General features: G+C 61.7%; 20 protein-coding genes. 12 read left to right on the top strand and 8 right to left on the bottom strand.

What is annotated here, in order from left to right; genetic code table 11:
- The first annotated feature begins 14 nt into the window (after window positions 1-14).
- Window positions 15-1430: a hypothetical protein gene (locus GA615_RS06405; protein ID WP_152050453.1), complete on the top strand. Its 1416-nt coding sequence runs from the start codon at window positions 15-17 to the stop codon at window positions 1428-1430.
- 48 nt (window positions 1431-1478) lie between these two features.
- The gene (locus GA615_RS06400) at window positions 1479-2378 is read left to right on the top strand and encodes an NAD-dependent epimerase/dehydratase family protein (protein WP_152050452.1); all 900 of its coding nucleotides are present in this window, start codon (window positions 1479-1481) and stop codon (window positions 2376-2378) included.
- Between the two features lie 16 nt (window positions 2379-2394).
- Here GA615_RS06400 and GA615_RS06395 read toward each other — a convergent pair whose 3' ends face one another.
- From GA615_RS06395 to GA615_RS06380, 4 genes are all read right to left on the bottom strand, one after another.
- Window positions 2395-3090, bottom strand: coding sequence for a class I SAM-dependent methyltransferase (locus GA615_RS06395; protein ID WP_152050451.1), 696 nt, complete (start codon window positions 3088-3090; stop codon window positions 2395-2397).
- Window positions 3091-3192: 102 nt separating this feature from the next.
- Window positions 3193-3852, bottom strand: a complete 660-nt coding sequence (locus GA615_RS06390) for an MOSC domain-containing protein (protein ID WP_152050450.1) — start codon at window positions 3850-3852, stop codon at window positions 3193-3195.
- Window positions 3849-5189 carry a PhoPQ-activated pathogenicity-related family protein gene (locus GA615_RS06385; RefSeq protein WP_152050449.1) on the bottom strand — a complete coding sequence of 447 codons (1341 nt, stop codon included), beginning with the start codon at window positions 5187-5189 and terminating at the stop codon, window positions 3849-3851. The genes GA615_RS06390 and GA615_RS06385 overlap by 4 nt, the downstream gene beginning before the upstream one ends.
- Window positions 5190-5404: 215 nt before the next feature.
- The gene (locus GA615_RS06380) at window positions 5405-5911 is read right to left on the bottom strand and encodes a hypothetical protein (RefSeq protein WP_152050448.1); all 507 of its coding nucleotides are present in this window, start codon (window positions 5909-5911) and stop codon (window positions 5405-5407) included.
- A gap of 549 nt (window positions 5912-6460) precedes the next feature.
- Between GA615_RS06380 and GA615_RS06375 the strand changes: the two genes are divergently transcribed.
- Window positions 6461-7210: an RNA polymerase sigma factor gene (locus GA615_RS06375; protein ID WP_152050447.1), complete on the top strand. Its 750-nt coding sequence runs from the start codon at window positions 6461-6463 to the stop codon at window positions 7208-7210.
- Here GA615_RS06375 and GA615_RS06370 read toward each other — a convergent pair.
- Complete coding sequence (locus GA615_RS06370; RefSeq protein ID WP_152050446.1) at window positions 7200-8672, bottom strand: hypothetical protein; 1473 nt, start codon at window positions 8670-8672, stop codon at window positions 7200-7202. The two genes, GA615_RS06375 and GA615_RS06370, sit on opposite strands and share 11 nt — an antisense overlap.
- Window positions 8673-8888: 216 nt before the next feature.
- On the opposite strand from GA615_RS06370, the gene GA615_RS06365 reads away from it, so the two are divergent.
- The 3 genes from GA615_RS06365 (at window position 8889) to GA615_RS06355 (ending at window position 11153) form a co-directional block, all read left to right on the top strand.
- Window positions 8889-9518 (top strand): CPBP family intramembrane glutamic endopeptidase, encoded by a 630-nt coding sequence (locus GA615_RS06365; protein ID WP_152050445.1) that lies wholly within the window; start codon window positions 8889-8891, stop codon window positions 9516-9518.
- Window positions 9518-10645 carry a hypothetical protein gene (locus GA615_RS06360; RefSeq protein WP_152050444.1) on the top strand — a complete coding sequence of 376 codons (1128 nt, stop codon included), beginning with the start codon at window positions 9518-9520 and terminating at the stop codon, window positions 10643-10645. The genes GA615_RS06365 and GA615_RS06360 overlap by 1 nt, the downstream gene beginning before the upstream one ends.
- 127 nt (window positions 10646-10772) lie before the next feature.
- Window positions 10773-11153 (top strand): hypothetical protein, encoded by a 381-nt coding sequence (locus GA615_RS06355; RefSeq protein ID WP_152050443.1) that lies wholly within the window; start codon window positions 10773-10775, stop codon window positions 11151-11153.
- A 27-nt stretch (window positions 11154-11180) separates the two neighbouring features.
- Here GA615_RS06355 and GA615_RS27380 read toward each other — a convergent pair whose 3' ends face one another.
- Entirely contained in the window at window positions 11181-11351 is a 171-nt protein-coding gene (locus GA615_RS27380; RefSeq protein WP_161602201.1) for a hypothetical protein, read from the bottom strand.
- Between the two features lie 239 nt (window positions 11352-11590).
- Between GA615_RS27380 and GA615_RS06350 the strand changes: the two genes are divergently transcribed.
- From GA615_RS06350 to GA615_RS06340, 3 genes are all read left to right on the top strand, one after another.
- Complete coding sequence (locus GA615_RS06350; RefSeq protein WP_152050442.1) at window positions 11591-14650, top strand: hypothetical protein; 3060 nt, start codon at window positions 11591-11593, stop codon at window positions 14648-14650.
- Window positions 14651-15043: 393 nt separating this feature from the next.
- A complete protein-coding gene (locus GA615_RS06345) occupies window positions 15044-15787 on the top strand; it encodes a hypothetical protein (protein ID WP_152050441.1) in 744 nt (247 codons plus the stop codon).
- A gap of 174 nt (window positions 15788-15961) precedes the next feature.
- Entirely contained in the window at window positions 15962-17236 is a 1275-nt protein-coding gene (locus GA615_RS06340) for a pyridoxal phosphate-dependent aminotransferase (protein ID WP_152050440.1), read from the top strand.
- On the opposite strand, the gene GA615_RS06335 is transcribed toward GA615_RS06340, so the two are convergent.
- A complete protein-coding gene (locus GA615_RS06335) occupies window positions 17222-19189 on the bottom strand; it encodes an efflux RND transporter periplasmic adaptor subunit (protein WP_235905149.1) in 1968 nt (655 codons plus the stop codon). The genes GA615_RS06340 and GA615_RS06335 overlap by 15 nt on opposite strands.
- A gap of 473 nt (window positions 19190-19662) precedes the next feature.
- On the opposite strand from GA615_RS06335, the gene GA615_RS06325 reads away from it, so the two are divergent.
- The 3 genes from GA615_RS06325 to GA615_RS06315 all read left to right on the top strand — a co-directional run bounded on the left by GA615_RS06325 (window position 19663) and on the right by GA615_RS06315 (window position 22056).
- Window positions 19663-20289 carry a superoxide dismutase gene (locus GA615_RS06325; protein WP_152050438.1) on the top strand — a complete coding sequence of 209 codons (627 nt, stop codon included), beginning with the start codon at window positions 19663-19665 and terminating at the stop codon, window positions 20287-20289.
- Between the two features lie 282 nt (window positions 20290-20571).
- A complete protein-coding gene (locus GA615_RS06320; protein ID WP_152050437.1) occupies window positions 20572-21213 on the top strand; it encodes a hypothetical protein in 642 nt (213 codons plus the stop codon).
- Between the two features lie 135 nt (window positions 21214-21348).
- Entirely contained in the window at window positions 21349-22056 is a 708-nt protein-coding gene (locus GA615_RS06315; RefSeq protein WP_152050436.1) for an RluA family pseudouridine synthase, read from the top strand.
- Window positions 22057-22101: 45 nt separating this feature from the next.
- Here the strand turns inward: GA615_RS06315 and greA are convergent, their stop codons facing one another.
- Entirely contained in the window at window positions 22102-22587 is a 486-nt protein-coding gene (greA, locus tag GA615_RS06310; protein ID WP_152050435.1) for a transcription elongation factor GreA, read from the bottom strand.
- Between the last annotated feature and the right edge of the window lie 199 nt (window positions 22588-22786).

The following is a 22786-nucleotide window of genomic DNA, read 5'->3' as shown; positions in this document are numbered from 1 at the left end:
ACTCGGAGCCGATCATGAGGACGATGGTCCATCACGGGCGGATGCAGATGTGTGCGTACGCGGCCATCCTGATGGTGTTTGGAAATGCCCTGGCCAGCGACACCGAGTCCATTCGGCCGAGTGTCTCCCATCCTTCCTTCTGGCAATTTCGAGGGGAAACCGTCGTCCTGCTGGGAGGGAGCGATGACGACAATCTGTTCCAGTGGAATGAGGCCGAGCTTCGCGAGCAGCTTGACCGCTTGGTGAACGCGGGAGGCAACTACATCCGCAACACCATGTCCAGTCGAGACGAGGGAAATCTCTGGCCGTTCGCTCAGGGAGATGACGGTCGTTACGACCTCGATCACCCGAACGAACAGTACTGGAACCACTTCGAGACCTTGCTTCGGTTGGCCCTCGAACGCGACATCATTGTTCAGATCGAGGTCTGGGATCGCTTTGATTTTGCCCGCGAACCCTGGCTGGTGAATCCCTACAACCCCGCGAACAACCGAACTTACTCGGTCGAGGAATCCGGCCTTCAGACGCAGTACCCGAATCATCCGGGGCAGAACGATAATCGCTTTTTCTTCAGCGTTCCAAAACTCGACGACAACGCACAGGTTCTGCGTTATCAACAGGCCCAGGTGGATCGAATGCTCTCGATCAGCCTTGACTATCCAAACGTTTTGTATTGTATGGATAACGAAACGAGCGGGCGTCCCGAATGGGGTGCTTACTGGGCCGATTACATCCGAAACGCGGCCAGCAAGAAGGGAGTGACGGTGCACACCACCGAGATGTGGGACCCCTGGAACCTCTCTCACCCAATGCATCGTCACACGATCGACCATCCTGAACGATACACGTTTGTTGATATCTCGCAAAACAATCATCAGCGTGGTCAGGCCCACTGGGACAACATGCAAGCCTTTCGGCAACGCCTCGCGGATCAGCCCAGACCGATTAATTGCGTGAAGGTTTACGGGGCCGATACTGGGCGATTCGGGAATGACCGCGACGGCATCGAACGGTTCTGGCGGAATCTCATCGGTGGCCTGGCCTCGACCCGATTCCACCGCCCCGATTCCGGCCAGGGCTTGAATGATCGCGCGGTCGAGCATCTGCGAGCGGCTCGGATGCTCACCGAAGCGTTCGATGTCACCAGCGCCATCCCCGATCGTGACAGTCGGTTGCTCTCCCATCGAGTTGAGAATGAAGCCTATCTGACCCACATTCCCGGGAAGCAGTACGCCGTACTGTTCACCGATGGCGGGTCGGTCAATCTCGACCTCTCTGGCGAGGAGGGCTTGTTCGAGATCCGTTGGCTCGATGTCAACTTGGGGAAGTGGCAGCCATCGTCAAAGGAAAAGGTTAAGGCGGGCCCTTCTGTTTCCCTTGATTCTCCAGGTGATGGAATCTGGGTGGCATTGCTGGATCGTGCATCCTGACCGGTCGCGGTTTTTTCCAACCGATCGGTCACCCAGGAGAGGCGTACAATGCAAATTGCCGTGACCGGTGCAACGGGATTTCTGGGTCGCTCCATCGTCTCGATCCTGGCCGAGCGGGGCCACACCTGCCGCTGCTGGTATCGGATGCAGAGCGATCGAGGCGGCTTCAATAACCTTTCCTCATCGATCGAGTGGGTTCCCGGATCGCTTCGCGACCCCGAGAGTGAGACGGCGTTGCTTCGGGGATGCGACGCGGTGGTGCACACCGCGCTGGATCGTCCTGGAGCAGGCTTCATCGGCGCCGAAGGTGACCTGCTCAGCTTTGCCGAGGCAAATCTGATGGGTTCGCTTCGGCTGTTCCAGGCCGCGGAGCAGGCCGGCGTCGCTCGATTCGTTTTCGTTTCAACCTGTGCGGTCTACGAGACAATCCTGGACGAACGTCCGCTGGATGAAACGCACCCGCTCTGGCCGGGAAGCCACTACGGGGCTCACAAAGCCGCGTTGGAGGCCTTTGTGCAGAGCTTCAGCAAACGCGGTCTGCCGATTTGCAGCTTGCGACCGACCGGCATCTACGGCCTTGCCCGCCCGATCGAGCAAAGCAAATGGTACAGCCTGATTCGGGAACTGGTGGAAGGCCGAGATGTCACAGTGCGACGCGGAGGCAAGGAAGTGCATGCGATCGACGTGGCCCGCGCCGTCGCGTTGCTGCTTGATGCACCTGCGGATCAGGTGACCGGACAGAGCTTCAATTGCTATGACCTTTACGTTTCAGAGCACGATGTGGCCACCCTTGCCCGGGAAGCGGGGGCCCCAGGCCGAGTGATCGGTGAAGCCACCCGGCCCAAGCATCAAATTGAAACCGGAAAACTCCGGTCGCTCGGAATGACCTTCGGAGGTCGCCCGCAACTGGAGGACTACGTCAGGGCTCTGGTTGCCAGTTTCCGGTGATGCGCCTGCCTCTCCGTCACTTCCAGGCGTGAACGACCATGCGACCGAACGTTCCTCGTTTCGCGCCGTTGACCGAGTAATGGACGTCCGTGACGGCGGGAAACGCCTTAATGCGGCTGAACCCAGCAGTTCGGAGCATTCCTTCGAGCGCGGCCTGATTCGGCCCGCACCAGTTCGTCGGGTCATTCGCGCATTCATCCGAGCCGTAGTACGCAATCGCAGGTCGTGAGATGTCGAGCAGGTCGACATGCGTTTCGAGAATGATCTGTTCTCGGGTGCACGCGGCAACCTGACAGAGGCCCGCGAGCGGATTCGGCAGATGGTAGAGCACCCCGAGGAACAGCACAACATCGAAGATCCCCGGCTGATCGGGGGTCATCTCGAGGACTTCCATGGTCACGTCTTCGACACTCGAACTCAGCGCCCGGCGGGCGTAATCGAACCCCCGTCGGCCGATCTGAGGAGCATTCCAGACCCCGCCGTCGAGGGCAACCACCCGGCTGGCTCCTCGGCGCTCGGCCTCGAAGGAGAAGAAGCCATCCCAGGCCCCGACGTCGAGAACCGACTTTCCAGTCAGGTCCTTAGGGAAGTGGACTTGATCGAGTTTTGTCACGGTATCGTCGACCCCAGGGGTCGTGACACCGTTCCCAAGGTCGATGCGGTGGAACCAGGGAATCGTGGCGAATTCGTCGTCCATGACTGTCGAGGGCATCGCTCCGCTCCCTTGTGGCGACGCAAATCGGAGAAGGGGATGATCCTGTTTGAGGTTTCGGACGGTACCGTAAGCCGACGGCGAGGGCAAGGCGACTCGCGATCAGTCCTGCGACTCCAGGTTCCGCAAGCGTTGCCGGAACGTTAGAAGCCACGAAGCAGGCAAAGCTTCGACCTCGATCGCGCGTCGGAGCAGCTCCGGGTCATCTCTGTCGATCGCTTCAAGCCGTGCGGCCTCGGCGACCGTGAAGTTGTACGGCGATCGGGCGATCCGATCCACCGCATCCCCCACAGCGACGCTTCCTTCCTGGACGACCCGGAAGTAGAAGCCGAACCAACCGTTAGCGAGCATCCGCTTGACCATGTCGGTGCGATCAAATCGCAGGTTGAGCTTCCCGCAAGGAAGCCTTGGCTGCGAAACCTCGAATTCGGCATCACCGATGCGAAAGCGGTCGCCGATGCGGACCTCGTCCTCTCGCCATCCACCGGAGCAGGTCAGATTTTCTCCGAACGCTCCCCACGATAGCTCGACATCGGGCAGTTCACGTTGCCAGGCGTCGTAATGCTCAACCGGGTAGGCATAGACCGCCTTGTCAGGTCCCCCATGAACGGAGAGATCGGCCTGTTGATCCCCGTCGAGGTTTTCCCGACGAACGGCCACCCTGCCTTCGACAGGGCGTTTGATGATGGCGGTCGAGATGGTCCGTCCCCGCCGTTGCAACAGGCGAGGACGGCCCACGTTGACGGAACACACCCGGCTCATTCGTCCGACTCGCCCGTGGAGGTATCCTCGTTCGGATCGGATCGGAATTCGTGAATCGGCGTGGAGACGTGATAGGTCAGGCCATCGACCTCGTACGTCAAGTCGAAGAACGCCGCCAGCGACCCCGACTCGGGACGATCCAGCGAATAGGTCCAGGACGAGACACCGTCCTCACGCTTCGAATCAACCGATTTCTTGGTGTAGGCATCATCTCGAAGGTCGCGGTCGTCGGATTCAGCAACCCAGACTGAGACCGACTTGGGACGAACCTCCGACGCTGAGGTCAGAATGAACTGGGTCGAGCCGTTCTCATCGACCGCCTTCCACTGGAACTCAGGGGCCTCGGTGTCGGTCGCAATGTGGCGGACCAGAGCTCCGACCGCATTGACGGCATAGTCCCGGTGTTCATCCAGTCCATGGCCGGCGTTCGGGAGGTTCACGACGTACGAGGGACCTTGAATCTTGTCCCAGTAAAATCGCATCGAGTCGTGGGTCCAGTAGCGGTCGTTGGTGCCATTGATCTGAACGACGGGAATGGAGATCCGGTCGAGATAGAAATACGGATCGACCATCTCCCAGAGCTTCGCGCCGTCTTCGGTTTCAAACGAGCTGGTCAAGCCACGACGGGTATAGTCGTCAATCTGCTCGCTGTACTTCCCCCAGAGGGTCAGCTGGTTCTTCGTATTCTCTTTCATGTTCAGGGTCGGAATCACCATCGGAGCGATCCCGACCACTCGGTCGTCCATTGCTCCAGTAAGCCAGGTCGTCCAGCCTCGCTTCGAGGCCCCCGTCACGACGAACCGTTCGACGGGCCGCCCGCGCTGCTCGGCATGCTCCTGAGCGGCATCCATTGCCTTAACGGCGCTCTTGACCATCGGTTGCAAAAGGGGCCAATCCTGCTCGCCCGACTGAAGGAAGTTGACGAACGTCTCGGCGATCAGATCGTCTTCGAAACGATCTCCCAGCAGCGGCTGATTGGGCACTTGCGGCAACACGGCCACCCGGCAACCGGCCGCGCGGGCCAGGGTGAAGGCCAGCAGGTCATCGGTGGGACGATGCTCCGACCGGCTACTTCCACCTGTGATGAACAGAACCATCATATCTTCATGTTCAACCACCGCCGGCTCATAAATGCGAAACTGGTGGGTCCAGGGGATCTCTCGCCAGGTCTGCGAGGTGAGCGTCAAATGATGGACGGTCCCCAGGGCCGTGGTATCGTTCTTGGTCTGTTCCCAGGAGTAACTCGGATCGGGCGCCTCGATGTACGAAGGCAGATCTGCATGAATTGCGGGCGTCATCAGCACAATCATGGCCGGCACAAGCAACAAACGACGCATGGAGCGAATCTCCCTGGAGGTGAGGTGTGGGCGGATCGCCAGCAATCAAAGAGTACCGTCCGATCTCGTCGAAATCTGCCCTTGAGAACTCGATCCTGTCTCGAAAGGACACCATGCATCATGCGTTCGAGCACACCATGATGCAACCTTTTCGAGTCCGCTCACCACGCGGTCGTCGGAAGTTGGGCTGCCCTTGGCAGGCGAAAGGTCGAGGTTCAGGCGTCACCCCGACGCCCGGTTTGCATGGCCATCAGTTGCGAAAGGATCGGGCGAAACCACTCATCCTGACAAAGTCGAATCGCGGCGCAGCTCCAGGCTTCCGATTCCGAAGGGCCGTATCCGAGCCGGTGTTGATCCTCGGGGTCGGGAAGGATCATCCACTCGCCACTGGCCTGACAGCGGGCCAAGGCATCCGGAAAGAGCGTCCGAACCAACTCCTGATCCGCCATGATTCGGTTCCCCTGTTCCGCAATGTGTGGAAACGGTTGATACCCTGGATGCAGGCAACGCACCGAGGAGATGGAACCTCCTCGCAAGCAAAGAGAACCGGATCGCACGGCCGACAGCACCTGACGACCGATCCGATCCAGGCCGAATTTCAGGGTCAGTTCCTCGGAGAGTGCCTCGGCATGCTCCAGACAAAGCCCCAGGCGCTTGCCCAGTTCGGCAGGTTCGCAGCCTTTCGCAATCAAGAGTAAGGCACGACGTTTGCGCGCCGGCAAACGCCGACGAATCCGGGGATGTCTGGAGCTTCCAAGAATCTGAACCTCAATTTTCCCTGGGAGCCGGAGCGTTCCCCGAAAGCCGAGTTGGATCAAAGGGTGATCGTCCCCAAGGATCAAGGAGACCGTCTCCATTGTCCTCCATCCCTTCATCGTTCCGAGACGACTCGCCAAGGTACGGACGTTCCCCCATCGCTGCCCTGACACGGTCAGGGGCGTGAGACGTGGCAGACCCGGTCCTAAACGGGACCATCCTGGCGATCGATGGCCCGGCGACCTCCGGAGCCAACCTCCGGTGCCGACTTGCGTCACCTTCCTATACGGTGCCCCCCTGAAAGTGTCAGAACCTTTCTCGGAATTTTTCGGGACGGTGCTGAATCGTGAGGTGAGGCAGCCGAGAGAAGGCGAAACCACCTGTCGAGGTTGAGAATTTCGGCAGTTTGGGCTCTTTCCCGATTCCTGAAAATTCCCGTAGACTCGTCTGGTGTCTGATCCGATTGATTGCGTATCAGGGCTGTCAGCGAGTCCCGGGAGTGGGAGGTCCTGTCAATGAGAGACGAGCAGGCCCATCTCAGCCGGATCTCGACCGAATGGGATCTGGTCTTTCAGGCTCATCACGGGCCTCCCGAGGAGATCTCGGCCGCCCAGACGAAACTGATGGTGCGCTACGCCGGGGCGGTCCACCGCTACTTGCTCGGGGCATTACGCGATCCGGAGCTGGCCTCGGAGCTGGACCAGGAGTTCGCCCTGCGGTTTCTTCGAGGCGATCTTCACCGGGCCGATCCCAGTCGAGGCCGCTTTCGAGACTTTCTCAAGCGAGCGCTCCGGAATCTCATGATCGACCATTACCGGAAGCGGCAACGGACGCCCGTATCGATTGACGGATCGAATGTTCCCGAGCCGGTTGCCCCAGATGGTGGCCCTTCAGACTTCGATCAGCAGTTCGCCGAAAGCTGGAAGCGAGAGCTGATGGCTCAGGCGTGGGCCGCGTTGGCTCGCCATCAGGAGCGAACCGGACAGCCCTTGCATACGGTACTTCAACATCGAGTGCGGCATCCCAAGATGAAATCTCCGGAGCTGGCCTCGATGCTCTCGGCGATCCTGGGGAAACCGGTTCAGGCCGGCTGGGTACGTGAGGCGATTTCCAAGGCCCGCGACCACTTCGTCATGGCCCTCCTCGATGGCGTGCGAACCTCGCTCCAGGAACCCACCCGCGAGGCGATTCTCGAAGAACTGGCCGACCTTGCCTTGCTCGAATATTGCCGACCCACGCTTGAACGACGTGGAATCATCCGCTGATCGGCTCATCGGCAAGCCCAAGAGACTCGAACCGCCAGGAGTCCACCGGTTCGAACGCGGACCGATCCGGCACCACGGCAAACCCAAACCCGACGCACTGAAGCGAGTCGATGAGGAATCGGCCCTCGCGGACGATCGGGCCGATGATGGCCCCTTGCCTCGCGTAGAGGTCGGGATGAGCGTTGAGGGCCGCCAGACGATCCGCCTCGGGCAAATACGAAAGCCCAGGGTGATAGTGGTGCCCATTGCGTTCGACGTGCGACAGCCCTAGCGATGCGGCAAGGCAAAGATCAGCCTGGACCGGAATCACGCCGACCGAGCAAAGATCTTCGCCGGTCATCATGACCTCCGACCTTCGCCCGAGATCGTTCCTCAACCAGATGAGCCCCGCGTTGAGGATCGCCTTGGTCGGTCCCTTGCAATTCTTGCTGGTCACCCCTCGGTAGCCAAGGGCCAGGGCCTGCCGAAACGCCTCGGTCGTCGCGTCCGATTCGTCGATGATGACGGGTCGCCACGAGGAAAGCGCTTGGATCCCTCCCTCTTGATCGGCCTCCAGCGCGACTGCTCGATCAAGGGGTTGCTCAAGCGCAAGGACGTTCTCGCTCAGGGTTCGAAGGCGAGGGTCGGAGCGAAGGGCTTCAACGAAGGTTTGAAGGGGGCCGACCTCCTGGAACAGTTCATTGCCATCGAGTGTCAGGCGGTAATCGGAGCCGCGGTGCCGCTCGAGCACCTCAGCAATCGCTCGAAGGCGGTCGAGATCTCCACCGCAATCCGCGGACAGCTTGACCTTCACGAAGCGGATTCCGCTCCGCTCAACGTACGTTTCGAGGGCCTGTGGCAGGCCATCGTTGACCTCCTCTCCCGGCATGATGTCCCGAACGCTTAAGGGATCACCAATCCCTATTGTGTGTCTTACGAAGACCTCATGACGAGGGGACTTCGGGAGCCAGTCGGCCGGTCGGAATCCCTCCAGGCTCGAAAACAAACGCCCCGGTTCGATCGCGAACAGGTCACTTCGAATCGCGTTCGCGAAACTCAGGTTCGCCGCGCGAGCCAGGGCATCCATGATCGCTCGTTCGACCAGACTGACGCCGAATCCGGCGAGCAGCGCGGGGAATCCCCGCTCCCTTGCCTCGGCTCGGCAGAGGGCATCCGCCTCCCGCCAGCTCTGAAAAAAGGTGATTGGACGCGATGCGGCCTGGGCAAAGGCGGATCGAGCCAGGCCGATCACGCCGATCATGTCTGACACTTGCCTGCGATAGGATCGTCCCGGGGTCTTGTCGAACCAGGCCGGTGGGAGACAATCTCCCGACCAACCGCGATGCAACCGGCCGTTGACCTCGATCGAAACCTCCAAAACAGCTTGCGGACATCGACTCAAGGTCGCCTTGCCGTATCGAAACGGCAGACGTGTGGTTGAGTTTCTCAGGCCGAGCCACGAATCCTTCAGGGCAAATCGCATACGGTTGACATCTCGGTCGAAGGGCAGGGGAGGGCATGGTGACAGTCTGTCGGCACCGACGATGAGGGTCAATCAACGACTCGGAGGCAGTCGTGGCGCGTGACCACGGAGCCTTCCCGGAGCTCGGCGGAATTGCTCCTCGGACCGGACTTGAGATCCGAGTTCGGGCTCGATCAGATACGCCTTCATGAGCGTTCCAAACCGGGGGAGCGCCCGATGAATTTAAGTTTCGGTCAGTCGGCAGCCATGACACCGTTCGTTCGAGTTGCAATCATCGTCGAGTTGGGGCTCGCGGTCCTGGCGTTCGGGATTGGATTGCCCCTCGGAATCGATCCCTGGAACGCCCTGGAGGGGAATATCTCGGGCGTTCTCATCGGGATTGCAGCGACCCTGCCGATGATCCTGCTCCTCCTGATCTGCGACCGTGACGCGTTCCGGCCGATGAAACGCATTCGCGGGTTGCTCGAACAGTTCCTGCTCCCTCCCCTTCGAGGTCGCCCGTGGTGGGAGCTCGCTCTCATTGCCGGGGCCGCGGGATTGGGTGAGGAAACCCTCTTTCGAGGGGTGATGCAGGAGGTTTTGCGTGATTGGCTTGGATTCTGGCCGGCGCTGGCCATCGCCTCAATCGTCTTTGGACTGCTGCACGCGTTGACCCCAACGTATGCGATCGTCGCCACCCTGATCGGGGCCTATCTTGGGCTCCTGTTCGTGATGACCGGGAATCTGCTGGTTCCGATCGTTGCTCACGGAGTTTACGACCTGATCGCCTTGATTTACTTCCTCCGGACCTCGCCAGACGATACGATCAGCCCGTCCGAAACGACACTGATGGAGGATTTGCCCTGATGAAACGCGCCACCGCCCAAGTGATTCTGCCCTGCCTCGCAGCCCTCGCGTGCCTGGGAGCCGACGAGCCGAAACCGCCTTCGGAACGATCGGTCACGGTTCGGGGCATCTATGGCGGTGTCCCTCGGCAGATCCTGGATCGGGGCGAAACGCTGGCCGATTACGGCATCAACGCCATCTGGGTCGGCTCCGGAGGTCTTCGGGCCGAGGACATCGTCGCCATGCGCGAGCAAGGGGTGCGGGTCTTCGCCGAGTTCAACACCATGCACGTCGCGTCGTTCGTCAACGATCATCCCGACGCGGCGCCGATCGGCCCCGATGGGCGACCGAGCCCGCCTCCCGAGGGCTGGCAAGGGGTCTGTCCCACCCACCCCGACTACCGAGCGAATCGCATGGTCGAGTTCCGCCGGGTCCTCCGTGAGTTCGAGATCGACGGCATCTGGCTCGATTACCACCACGCTCACGCGAGCTGGGAGCGCGACACGCCACTCTTGCCCGACACCTGCTTCTGCGACCGTTGCCTCGACCAGTTTCAGCGTGACACGGGCCTCGAACTTCCCGAAGCACCGACCGCCGAGCGTTCGGCCATTCTCCTCGGCCCGATGTCAGAACCCTGGGTCCAGTGGCGATGCGACGTCTTTACCGACTGGGTCCGGGAATTCCGATCCATCCGAGACGAAACCCGTCCCGACGCCCTTCTCGGCACCTTCCATTGCCCCTGGTCCGACTCGGATTACACCAACGCGCTCCGAAACAAACTCGCCATCGACCTGAAGGCTCAGGCTCCACTGTTCGACGTACTCAGCCCGATGCCCTACCACGCTCGATTCGGCCACGCCGACGATCTCGCCTGGATTTCTCGGCAAACCGCCTGGCTGGGTGAGTACCTGGGGATCTCCGGCGACCCCGACGCCCGCCTGGTGATCTGGCCGATCGTCCAGCTCTCCGACTGGGGAGAGTCGGTTTCTCCGGAAGACGTTGTCGAGGTCCTCGACCACGGTACCCGATCCCCTTCGACCGGCGTCATGGTCTTCGCCTGGAGTGGCCTGCAACGCGACTGGGCGAAAGTCGAGCAACTCGGCGCGTTCTACCGCAAACTGTCCGGCGAAGCGCCCGAGTCGAAATGATTTCGAAGGAAGCCGGGCGAATAATGGCGAGGGTGATCCAACGCTCTGTTTCCGTCGCACGCGGTTGTGGACAACCCTTGCCCCGATTCACCCTGATCGGCGTTTCGTTCCGAGGTGATCCTTGCCCATGAGCCTGCCCTCTGACCAGTCCGGCCCTGGAGTCCCTGAGCGGTCGAGCCGCCTGGGTCCAAGCCTCTCACTGCTTGGACTCGCGCTCTGGGTTGTCACGATCGCGCTTTATGTGCTGTTGAAGCCCGCACCGGGCGTTCCGGGAGCGCCGTTTCGACAGGAGACAGCCATCCAGTTGCTGCTCTCGCTCGTGCTTTCCGGACTCGGAGTCTTCGCCGCGGCGATCGTCTCGGCGCTCGGTTTTTTTCTCAGCCTCAGTGAGCGTCGGCATCGACCGGGTTCGCGGGCAACTCGTGGCGTCGTTCTGGGGGCACTCGGCATCGCGGCCCTGGGGATCGTCGTCGTCGAGATCCTCCGGGTCGCCCTGGAGACGACCTGACCGAGACGAGGGGATTCGCGGCAGACCTCAGGACACGGAGCCACCCCCGAGTTGTGACCGATCGAGCATCTCGTTCGGCACGGGTTTGCTGATCGTGGCGAGAAACCCGTAGTGACGGGCGAATCGCCACTGGCGATAGCGAGCATACCAGGCTCGTCGCGCCGGGTCTCGCTTGCGCCTCGATCGTGTAGCGTCCATCGTTCGACTCCTCTTTGATCCCAGTGGGTGGGACCTCTCTGTAAGTACAGTAGAGCAGGATTTTGGAAATCGGACAGAAATCTCCATCGACTGGACAGAGAATCGCCTGGGCGCAACAATGCTTCGGACTCGGTCCCTGCTTCGGAGCATTGCGCTCCGTTCCGAGGTCCTGACGGCCTGTCGCCTCGACCCGTCATCGTCCGCCGGGTCTCGTGACGTGTGCGTCTTTCGGATCGCCCATGGTCCCCGACTATTATGAGATGCTCGGCATCAGTCCCGACGCCGATCGCTCCGCGATCGAGGAGGCGCTCGCGCGCTGTCAGCCGAAATGGTCGGCCGGCGCGAGGAATCCGAAACATCGCCATACGTTTCAATCCTACCTTGATCAGATTCCTGCCATCCGCGCCGCCTTGCTCGGCGACCTGACCACACGAGCGGGTTACGATGCCGAGCTTGCCGCCCAACGGCGGCAACAGCTTGATCGCAAGCTCGACGAGTTGCAACGACTCATCCGGCTTCGATCCGCCAAGGGAGGGCTCACGGTTTCCGACCGTGACCGCTTGAAGGCCGAGTCCCAACGACTCGGCGTCCCCGGCGATGCCCTGTCCCGACTCCTGGAGCCCATCCCCCCGTTACCCGAAACCCCTCCTGAGCCGATCGAACCGGACGATCCCCCCGGAGATGTCATCGACTCCGCCACCCGAGGGCAGATCCGCCGGACCCTGGACCACCTCGGACGCCTCGACCTCTACGACGCGCTCGGCTTGCAGCGCGACGCTCCCCAGTCGGAAATCCTCCATCGGGCCGATGAAGAACGCCAACGCTGGCGGCAGAAATCTCGAGTTTCGGCCGAGATGACCGCCTGGCTTGAAGTCATCGCGTATGCCCAGTCGCACCTCGGTACCCCTGAGGCCAGAGCACGCTACGACCGTACCTTGGAACGCGAGTCGGAGGATCGCTTTCGCCTGGCGATTCGATTCAGCCTCGACGGGGAAGCTCGATTGGCCCCAGGAACCCGATCGGCCTTGCTCGACGAGGCCGCCAGTCTGGGAATCGTTCCCGATCGAGCCCTCCGCTTGATTCGCAAGAATTGTCGAGAGCTCGGGATCGTCACCGATCAACCTCCGCCGGGGGATCAATCGCCGTCCGGTCCAATGCGGCTACTTCGTTGCCGATCGTGCCGGGGAGTCACCGAGCTTTCCGACTCCGGCCGGAACAGCCGGGCGTGTCGTCACTGCGGCGATTCGCTTCGTTGGGAATGCCCCATCTGCCACCGCGATCACTGGGTCGACGAACCGCGATGCTCCTGCGGCTTCCGCCTGGAACTCCGCGAGCCGATGCTTCAGCACTTCGAAGCCGCTCAACGCGCTCACAAGGCTCGCGACTACGCCTCGGCCCTCGCTCACCTGCACCGAATTCAGGAATTCGCCCCCGATCATCCCGGCACCCGGAAGGCGGTCGAGAAGGTCAAGGAACGACTCGCTCAGATCGAGCAGACACGGTCGGCCTTCGAGCAAGAACTGGCCCGACGGCATCTGGTTGCCGCTCAGATCGCCCTGCGGAAATGGGCCGGCCTGGTCGATCCGACCGATCCCGACGTCCGCTCCTCGTTTGCGGAGGTAAACCGAGGGCTCCGCGAGGCGCGATCACTCACGGCTCGAGGTGTTTCGTTGATCGGGACCGATCCGAATCAAGCCCGACAGCTCCTCCAACGAGCCTTGCAAACGTCGGCCGATCTCCAGGAGGCCGCCGAGGCGCTCCTCCGCTGTCCCCCTGACCCGCCGATCGATCTTCGGGCCGAAGTTGAACAGGACGCAGTCATCCTTCGATGGTCGCCGCCGCCCCCCGACGGCCAGGGGCCCGTGTCCTTCCGCGTGGTTCGGAAGGCTCGAGGAATTCCCCACTCCTCCGACGACGGCTCCCTCATCACCGAAACCCGTGCGACTCATTGCAGGGACCTCAATGCGAGCCCAGGTCAAATTGTCGGTTACGCGGTCTTCTCTTATCGGGATGGGATCGACTCGATGCTCCCGAGTGGAGTTGGCCCTGTCCTGATTCTGGCCGATGTGCTCGACGTTCGTGTCGAGGTTCGAAGCGGTGAGGTCGATCTTGCCTGGCGACTTCCCGCCGGTGCCAGTGAGGTCCGAGTCGTCCGGAAAATCGGTAGCCCTCCGACCGGTCCGAACGACGGGACTCCGATCGAGACCCTCCCTGAAGGAGCCTGCGACCGAAACCTCAAAGATGACACGGTTTATCACTACGCCATCCATGCCGTGTACCGAACTCCCGAGGGCACGCCAAGGCTTTCCAGAGGGGTCCACCTCGCGGCGATGCCTCATCCTCCCGTCGCGGCCGTTGAGGCGCTTCGACTCGAACCGCTTCCGGAGGGAGAAGGGGTTCGCGTTTCCTGGGTTCCTCCCGAGCGTGGCCAGGTCCGCATCCTCCGAACCGACCGTCCTCCTGCCTTGCATGAAGGGCAACGCCTGACGACCTCAACCGCCGAGACCCTGGAAGGCCATCGCTTGCCGATCGCCGGACCTGACCATGCAATCGACCTGAAGCCCCCGTCATCGGGCCTTTGCTATTACGTTCCGCTGACCTCCTGGGCAGGAACCTGCACCGTTGGCCAGCCAATCGCCTACGCGCACCTTCCCGACCCAAGCGATTTGCGAGCCGTTCGGATTGGGGGATCGGGACGTGTCCACCTTCGATGGCGTTGGAGCCCGTCAAGCAATCAGACCCTGATCGCCTGCAAGCCGGGAAGCGCCCCCGTGGGCCCCGACGACCCGGATGCCCTGCGCGTCTGGGTCTCCGAACTGGAATACAGCCGGAGTGGATACGCATCGATCGACTTGCCTTCGGGAGACCTTGCTCCCTACCACATCACGGTCTACAGCGTTTCCGACGTCGATGGTCAGCACCTCGTCTCGCCGGGTCTGGAACCAACCGCCCGGACCGTCGTCCCCGGCCCCGTGCCGGAAATCAGCCTCTCCTACTCGCTTCGTCGTCCCCGCCTGGCCAGCCGATCGTGGACTCTTTCGGTTCAGACCGATCCTCCGGGCTCCCCGATTCCACCCCTGGTTCTGGTCGGCCACCCTCGCACGGTTCCCCTCTCGGCTGACGATGGTGTGATCCTTGCGGAGTTCCCTTCAAGTCGAGGCGGTGACCTCTTTCGATTTGCCCCAGACTCACAGGCCAACTCCTGTCGCCTCCGACTCTTTGTTCATCCCAATGCCCCCGCCGACGAAATTGCCCCAATTCGCCTCCGCCACCCCGAGGCCGAACGGACCCGTGTCTGAACCCATCGACTGCCGCTCCCCTCGCGGATCGATGGGTGCGGTCGGAACGTCTCCCCGAGGGTTGAGACACGTTGTTGCAAGGAATTCGACCAAGGCAGGCATGCATGGCTGCGCAATGTGGCGTGAATTTCCTTCAAGACGCGTCCATCGAAGAATATCTCGCAACCCAATCTCTTGAATTGAGTTACGAAAACTCAACGTCGAAATCCAGGCCGAATCGGATCGCAATCAGGAGGCTGAGCCGCGAACGGGATGCTCCCTTTTCGTTACACGGTGAGAGTGACTCGCTATAATGGTTCGGTTTGAGCACGGACGGCGACTTCACGCCCGATCCCCGGCCGTCCCCGCCGGGGAGGTCCACCGGGCTCCCCTACGCGGCAGGACCAGACGACCATGAATCGGTTGCAATCCAACGCAGACGACTTCTATATCAACGTCAATCTGAACACGGAAATGGAGCTCCCGACCGCTCGGGACACGGTGCTGCACTTCTTTGAGCAGATGAAGAAGGGCTTCCCGGAGCTTCAAAACTTCTATACGAGAGACAACGGCGACCTGGTCCTTGAAGGTGACAAGGATCGGGGGAGCTATCGCTGGGTAGCGATCGAGCAGCGTCGGCTTTGCTCCGGCTTCGTCAACCCACCGACCCCCGAGGATGCCTATCGTCAGCACGAGATGGTGCTCGACCTGGCGCCTCACCTGTTGACGATCAGCGTGCTCGACTGCGAGGCGCTCGACGTCATGTTCGGCTTCGACCTGACCTACGAGGGAAACCACGATGAAGTCGTGGCCGAGGCCCTCGGCATGGGATGGGGGCCGGAGGGGCTCGTCGACATCGCTGGCGGCCGGGTGATTCATTACGAACCCTCGATCACTCTCGCCCTGGAGGAATCGTGCCGCCTTCAGTGCCGGTTGAGTGTGGAGACGAGGACCAACGCCTATCAGATTCGCACCGGCGAGTATCCCGAAGACCAGATCAGTCTTTACTTTACCATTCGGCAGTACTGGGGAACTGGCCCCGAGCGCAGCTTCGTTGACTCGTTCCAGCGCCAGTGCCAGATCGGTGAGGAGCTGGTTCAGCAACGGGTGATCCCTCGGATCGTTCAGCCATTGGCCCAGGCCATCGCCTCGAAGTGATCGCAAGCAAGCCACGCTGAGCGGGCAGGGGCCTTGCCTCACTGACTCGATCGACCGAAAATCACAGGCGGCCTCGCTCCGGTTCAAGACGACCGGGCGAGGCCGCTGCCCTGCGCAGGCAGGCGCCCTCGAATCGATCTCTCCTGTCCGCCCCGACCCCCGGAAGATTCTGACATGCCTCGCCTCAGCTCTCTGGCTCAAAACCTGACGACCGAGACCGCGTTTAGCGTCCTGGCCGTCGCCCGATCACTCAAGGCCGCCGGCAAGGAAGTCATCGAGCTGGAGATCGGCGACAGCCCCTTTCCGAGCACTCCTCACGCGAAGGCTGCCGGAATCCAGGCCATCCAGGAGGACCGGACCGGTTACTGCCCGAGCCTTGGACTACCGGAGTTCCGCCGCGCCGCGGCAAGCTTCGTGGGTCGAGAGTTCGGGATCGAGGCCGATCTCGACCATGTGATTGTGGCCTCTGGAGCCAAGCCGTTCGAAACCTATTTTGCCGAGGCCCTTCTTGAACCCGACGATGGGGTTTTGATCTTCGGGCCTCAGTTTCCGACCTACATTCCCAACCTTCAGCGCGTCGGGGCTCGGCCGGTCCTCGTGCCGCTCCGCGCGGAAGACCGGTTTCGCCCGAGACCGGAACAGGTGGCCGAGTTCCTCAAGTCCGATGCTCGTCCCCGCGCCATCTTCTTGAACTCCCCCCACAACCCGACCGGTGGCGTGGCAACGGGAGAAGACCTCGACGCGATCGCCGAGCTTATCCGAGGAACCAACCTCGTGGTTCTGTCCGATGAGCCGTACTGCCACATGGTCTGGGAAGGGCGGCATGAGTCGTTGCTTGCCCGACCCGGCATGATGGAGCATGTCGTCGCGGCCTACACCATGAGCAAGTCGTACAGCATGAGCGGCTGGCGGCTTGGTTTTGCGGTGGCCCACCCCGAGATCGTGCAGGCAATGGGCAAGCTGATCAACACGTCAGCCTCCTGCAGCCCTCCCTTCGTGCAACTCGGGGCTCTGGCGGCCCTGGAGGAAGACCTCGACACGCGAAACGATTACATGGACCGCTTCCGTCGCAAGGTTGAGCGCCTCTCTGACGGGCTGGCGACGATTGAGGGAATCAGCGTCGAGCGGCCCGCGGGCACCTTCTATGTCTTCCCCGATGTTCGAGCCGTCTGCAACCGGCTCGGCCTCACCTCGCACGGTCTGGCAATGTTCTTGCTCGAAGGGGCCGACGACGCCTTCGGCGTGGCCTGTCTGGGAGGAGAGTGCTTCGGTCCGGCCGGAGCCGGCTTCCTCCGGTTCAGCTGCGCAGAGCCGGACGACAAGATTGATCAGGCGCTCGCGTTCCTCCCTGAGGCCCTGACCCGAGTTGACCGAGCCCGTGCGTATCGAGAATCTCATCCCGAGCACGTTCTCGGTCAACCGTATCCCGAGTCATCATCGGCCCGATGATGCAGACAGGCCCCGATTCTCGACCCGAGCCAGTTGATCGTTCGGCTGCTGGGTGTCGAGAACCGGGGCAGGCAGGAGCAACGGATCAGCCACAATGCGATCCCCTTCTGAGAGGCCGCTGAGCACCTCGGCATAACTTGGGTTCCGCAAACCGAGATCAAGCCGCTTCCAGGAAACGTTGCCGCGACGCCCCGTCACCGCCGCATAGGGTTGCTCGTCGAACCAGCGAATCGCTCCGACCGGGATTCGGGTCACCTCCGTCCGATCACCGAGATGGAAGGCCACCTCGGCGCTGAGTCCGGGGCGAATCCCTTCAAAACCACTGCCGATGCGGACGGTGGCCGAATAAAGCTTGACGTCAGAAACAAAGTTCGCCGGCGCCGGAATGGGCTTGATCTCTCGAATCGTTCCCAGAAGGGGCCGATCAGGGAAAGCGTCGATCCGAATGGTCGCGGTCATCCCTTCCTGAATGTACCGATACTTCGACTCGTTGATCTTGACCTGGACTTGCATGTTTTCGGGATCGGGAAGCTGAATCACCGCCTGGTTCTCTCGAACGGTGACCCCTTCGGCGATCTGATCCTCGACGCGTCCCCAGGTGTTGGTGCTGCGAGCGTAAACGACCACCCCTTCGGAAGGGGCATAGAGCCGACAATTGGCGATGGCCTGTTCCAGTCGTTTGAGTCGCTCGTCCTCCACCTGGAATGCGGCCCGCTGACTCAGCAGGTCGGAGCGAACGGCTTCCACCTTCGCCTCCAGGCTCTTGAGAATGCGCTTACCAGTGTACTCGGTCAGGCGACGCCGCATTTCCAGGGCGTTTTCGTACTCGATTTGCCACTGTTCGAACACCAGACGATCGCCCAGAAGCTGCGATTCGGAACGGAGCCCCTGCCGAAAGAGGTCTTGCGACCACTCGTAAGTCGAGCGGGCCTCCTGTTCCTTGGTCCGGCAATTCTCCAGGTACTGATCCACGAGTCGGATATCCTGCAGATAGATTCCGTCTCGATACTCGCGCAATTCGATCTCGGCCACCTGGAAAATCGTTTCGGCTTGCTTGACCCAGGAGAGGGCCTGAGCGTGCCGAATGCGCTGGGTTGCCAGCTCGTCCACAAACGGAGCGCTATCCAGCTCGCAGACGAGTTCACCGGGTTCAACGCGGGTCCCTTCATCAATCAGCCAGATAATGCGAGTGGAACCGGCTCGTTCCTCGAAATCATTATTGCCCCGATCCGACGAGTTGGAAGACATGGTCGAGGAGCGGTTCGACGATTGACCGAACGAGCCCGAATCCATTCGCAAGGGCATGTGAGGAGTAACCCGGTACGAAAAGCTCCGGATGTTGGGTCGGTCGGCCAGCGCCGAGACCGCGGAGCCACCGCCGCCCCCGCCTCCGAGGCCTCCCCCGCCAGACCTTCCGCCTCCTCCCGCCGCGCCGCCGGCGCCGCTGGCTCCCCCGACTGCTCCTCCCGCTCCTGTCCCGCTGCCCGTCCCTCCCAGAGCACCGCCGGCGCCTCCTCCCAGACCTCCGGCGCCACCTCCCAGGCTGGTCGATCCACCGGCCGAGGACGAGCCACCACCACCGCCGCCTCCCCCTCCGCCACGGCCCCCTCCGAATGAGCCGGAGCCTCCGGACGGTCCGCCAACCGTGCCGAGCACGGCTTCGACCTCGCAGTAGATGGTGGTGTTGTTGGCGCTTTCCAGCTCTCCACTTTCGATGAGGTAAGATCGGATCGGGCCGCGATCAACGATCACGCTCTCGAACTGAATCTCTTCGGCATCGGACGCGAACCACGGGAGCTTCTGGTCCATCGCAAACCAGGCGAGGACTCCCGAGCCCGCCAGCGAGCAGAGCAGCAAAGCCACCAAGGCGAGGCGAATCGCTCTGGAACGCCGTAGGTCTGAACGCTTCCTCGGCGCGGGTACCTCGGACGACTGCCGAACGACCGTCGACATGCGGGTCTCTCCCTGAAGAACGGGACCGGACGATCGGTGGAAGGACACGTCACGATTCCGACGAATGCCGGGATCTGAAGGTCGACTTGAATGATTGCGTGAAGAAGAACAGAAACGGAAAATCACCCTTTGAGTCATACCCGGGACGTCACCGAAGGTCAAGCGTCCGAGCGAACTTCGGGAGAACATCGGCGTGTGACCATCTCCAAAACCACCCAGCGTGACCGAGCGAGGGACTCTCCTGGTTGCGATCGACCGGATGACTGCGATTGCAGGGATCGTGATTGCCCCGATGTCGATGGTTTGAGCACGCGCTTTGCCTATGGTATTCTAGCGAGCGATCGAGGCGGCCCGGCACAGAAACTGAACACTCACCGGGTCGGTTGCGTGGGCCTCGACTCCAGTCGGATCGGATTCAGGCAGCCCGCGTGTTCGCAACTCGACGTGCTTCGCACCTTGAGGAGAATTCAGTGATGGCCGAGTATTCTTTGCCCCCGCTTCCCTATCCGTCCAATGCGCTGGAGCCGCACATCGATGCTCAAACGATGGAGATCCATCACGGCAAGCATCACAACGCTTATGTCACCAATCTGAACACTGCCTTGAAGGATCATCCTGAGCACCAGGGCAAGCCGATCGAGGAGCTGATCGCAAACCTCGACGCCCTTCCCGAGTCGATCCGCACGGCCGTCCGAAACAATGGGGGTGGCCACGCCAATCACTCTCTGTTCTGGACGATCATGGGGCCGGGTGGTGGTGGAACCCCCTCGGGAGAACTCGCCCAGGCGATCAACGACGCCTTCGGCAGCTTCGATGCCTTCAAAGAGACGTTCTCGAAGGCCGGGGCCACTCGCTTCGGCTCCGGCTGGGCCTGGCTCATCGTGGACAAGTCCAACCACGGCCGACTGGCCGTGATCTCGACGCCGAACCAGGACAGCCCCTTGATGGACGGCTCCGGCATCCCCATCCTGGGCTGCGACGTCTGGGAACACGCCTACTATCTGAAGTATCAGAACCGTCGGCCCGACTACATCGGCGCCTGGTGGAACACGGTGAACTGGGCCGAGGTCGAGAAACGCTACAAGGCCGCTCGGGGTTGAGCTTCCGAGCAACGGTCCACCGTCGTTTCGTACTCCGCCCCTTCCTCGACCATGTCGAAGAAGGGGTGAGTTCGTTCCGGAACCAGTCGGGTTGACCACGGATCGCAATCCGGTATGATCCCGGCGCCCCACGGATCGGACCCGTCGGGGCGAATCTGTTTCTGAGCCACGCCTCCGGGCCCGTCTCGACGCTCGACCAGAGCCCACCCTCTCGATTGACCCCACCCGGCCCGGTCGTACCGGACTCCTTCGGTCCCTGTTGCCCATTGCAAGGGGCCCTTGATGCCCGGTACCTTTCAGGAAGGGAGGGACCTGCCGATGGATCGGCTCTTGTTGAAGCGTTGCCTGATCGCCGCAAGCGGTCTGGCTCTGATGATGGCCGCCTCTGGTTGCCGAGATCGGAACTTGAACGTTCCTCCCCCGGCCCACTATACCGACGGCGCTCAGGCAATCCCTGAAGCCGTTCCGTACTCCGGTGCTTCACCGTTGTCGAGCGCCCCGTCAGCAATGGATCCCTATGCTGGCGCCAGTCTCGGCACTCCTCGATCGTTCGACCCCGCCACGACTCAGACCTCCGGCGTGACGGGAGCGATCGGCAATTCCTATGGCACCTCGGCAACGCCGACCTACGATCCCCAGGCCGGTTACGGCGTTCCGCAGGTCCCGGGCGGGACCGCCCCGGCCTACGCCGGAGGGACGTTTGCCTCGCCGTCGTCGCCGCCTTCTTACGTGGCCGACTCGTACACTTCGGGAGGAGCGACCACTACGTTTCCTGGGATGAACTCGGGAGCGGCCACCTCGATCGGCATGCCTCCCATTGAATCTCCCGAGGCGCCGGCACTCCCCACCCCGGATCAGTTCCCCGGCCTCGACGGCTTGAACAGCGCCCCGCCCATTCCGGATGATCTCCCTAACATGCCTTGAGCTTCGCCACCAACTCCTCGGCCCCCCTCATCTTCTTGAGGGTGGTTCGTGATTCGCCTGCAACCACCTTCCGGGGGGTGATGCCTTCCGCCCGACGGCGAGGCCACCCCTCTGGCGTTTTGCAATCCTCCTCTCATGACCGAGCCGCTCGATCCACGTTTGACGATCCTCTATGAAGATGTCCACTGCCTCGCGGTGATCAAGCCGTCAGGACTCTTGACGCAAGGAAGGCCCCGCGAAGGGTCGAGCCTCGAAGGACTTCTTCGACGCTACCTCGACCCGAGTCATCCCGATCGCGTCTACCTGGCCGCAATCCACCGGCTCGATCGGCCGGTTTCTGGGGTCATGATCTGGGGTAAGACCCCCAAGGCTGCCCGACGGCTCCACGAGCAGTTCGCCCGTCGAGACGTCGAGAAGCACTACTGGGCCATTGTTCCTGGCCATCCAACCCCCGAGGAAGGGCTCTGGGATGACTGGCTTTGCGAGGAAGACACCGGACTCGGGCCGATCGTCCAGGTCTGCCATCCCGAAACCCCTCGGGCCCGACACGCCTTGACCCGCTATCGGGCCGATCGCTCGGGAAGTCTCCCCGAGGGCTGTTGCCGACTCCTTCTCTGGCCCCGAACTGGCCGGACGCACCAGTTGCGTGTGCAGGCCAGGGCCCGGGGCCTCACGATCCTTGGGGATAGCACCTACGGCTCAGACCGACCGTTTCCGATCGGGATTGCCCTGCATGCCCGATCGCTGACAATCCACCATCCCATCCTCCGGACCCCAATGCATTTCGAGGCCCCCACTCCGGAACACTGGCGAATGTCGGGAATCATCCTGCCGGAAGAGTGAGCGATGGAATAAGTGTGGAAGCGGTCTGCGATCGCCGAGTACCGATCAGTCTTCGGCGATGGCAATCTCGACGACCCTGAACTTGATCATCCCCTGGGGGACCTGAATCTCGGCGACCTCGCCCACTTTTTTGCCGATCAGCCCTTCGCCGATGGGGCTGCTGGTCAGAATCCGGTTGCGGTCGTAATCTTCGTCGCCGGGACCGACCAGCGTGAATTCTTCCTCATCGTCCAGGTCCAGGTCGATCACCTTGACCTTCGAACCGAACACGACACGATCAGTCGGCAAATTGCTTCGATCGACGATGTAAGCGCGTCCGAGCTGGTCTTCAAGCAGGGCGATCTTGGCCTGAAGTTCACCTTGCTTCTCACGGGCCGCGTGATACTCGGCGTTCTCGGACAGGTCCCCAAAGGCCCGGGCCTCGGCCACCTGCTCGGTAATTTTAGACATCTCAACGTTCTTGAGATGATCGAGCTCGGCCTTCTTCTTCTCGTACCCTTCTTTCGAGATGGGGATGCGGTCCGTGGACATGCCGCGAATCTCCTGGTGCGATGCGATCCCGTCAAGCAGGAGGGACCGTCAACGAAAGTCGAATCGGAGCGGCCTCTGCCGCCGTAAAAAAACGAGCCCAATGAGCGACGGCTCAGGGGCTCAAGAGGCAACGTAATGCAAAAGACCGCGCCCGGACGAATCATCCGGGGCGCGGCTCAGGGCGAATCAATCCTCAAAT

It is taken from the genome of Tautonia marina (genome assembly GCF_009177065.1).
Lineage (GTDB): Bacteria > Planctomycetota > Planctomycetia > Isosphaerales > Isosphaeraceae > Tautonia > Tautonia marina.
Note: the sequence above shows the minus strand (reverse complement) of the source record. Positions and strands in the feature narration are given on the sequence as shown.

Coding starts and splice junctions, on each gene's coding strand:
- GA615_RS06405 (WP_152050453.1), top strand. CDS start 15: ATGAGGACGATGGTCCATCACGGGCGGATGCAGATGTGTGCGTACGCG.
- GA615_RS06400 (WP_152050452.1), top strand. CDS start 1,479: ATGCAAATTGCCGTGACCGGTGCAACGGGATTTCTGGGTCGCTCCATC.
- GA615_RS06395 (WP_152050451.1), bottom strand. CDS start 3,090: ATGCCCTCGACAGTCATGGACGACGAATTCGCCACGATTCCCTGGTTC.
- GA615_RS06390 (WP_152050450.1), bottom strand. CDS start 3,852: ATGAGCCGGGTGTGTTCCGTCAACGTGGGCCGTCCTCGCCTGTTGCAA.
- GA615_RS06385 (WP_152050449.1), bottom strand. CDS start 5,189: ATGCGTCGTTTGTTGCTTGTGCCGGCCATGATTGTGCTGATGACGCCC.
- GA615_RS06375 (WP_152050447.1), top strand. CDS start 6,461: ATGAGAGACGAGCAGGCCCATCTCAGCCGGATCTCGACCGAATGGGAT.
- GA615_RS06370 (WP_152050446.1), bottom strand. CDS start 8,672: ATGCGATTTGCCCTGAAGGATTCGTGGCTCGGCCTGAGAAACTCAACC.
- GA615_RS06365 (WP_152050445.1), top strand. CDS start 8,889: ATGAATTTAAGTTTCGGTCAGTCGGCAGCCATGACACCGTTCGTTCGA.
- GA615_RS06360 (WP_152050444.1), top strand. CDS start 9,518: ATGAAACGCGCCACCGCCCAAGTGATTCTGCCCTGCCTCGCAGCCCTC.
- GA615_RS06355 (WP_152050443.1), top strand. CDS start 10,773: ATGAGCCTGCCCTCTGACCAGTCCGGCCCTGGAGTCCCTGAGCGGTCG.
- GA615_RS27380 (WP_161602201.1), bottom strand. CDS start 11,351: ATGGACGCTACACGATCGAGGCGCAAGCGAGACCCGGCGCGACGAGCC.
- GA615_RS06350 (WP_152050442.1), top strand. CDS start 11,591: ATGGTCCCCGACTATTATGAGATGCTCGGCATCAGTCCCGACGCCGAT.
- GA615_RS06345 (WP_152050441.1), top strand. CDS start 15,044: ATGAATCGGTTGCAATCCAACGCAGACGACTTCTATATCAACGTCAAT.
- GA615_RS06340 (WP_152050440.1), top strand. CDS start 15,962: ATGCCTCGCCTCAGCTCTCTGGCTCAAAACCTGACGACCGAGACCGCG.
- GA615_RS06335 (WP_235905149.1), bottom strand. CDS start 19,189: ATGTCGACGGTCGTTCGGCAGTCGTCCGAGGTACCCGCGCCGAGGAAG.
- GA615_RS06325 (WP_152050438.1), top strand. CDS start 19,663: ATGGCCGAGTATTCTTTGCCCCCGCTTCCCTATCCGTCCAATGCGCTG.
- GA615_RS06320 (WP_152050437.1), top strand. CDS start 20,572: ATGCCCGGTACCTTTCAGGAAGGGAGGGACCTGCCGATGGATCGGCTC.
- GA615_RS06315 (WP_152050436.1), top strand. CDS start 21,349: ATGACCGAGCCGCTCGATCCACGTTTGACGATCCTCTATGAAGATGTC.
- greA (WP_152050435.1), bottom strand. CDS start 22,587: ATGTCCACGGACCGCATCCCCATCTCGAAAGAAGGGTACGAGAAGAAG.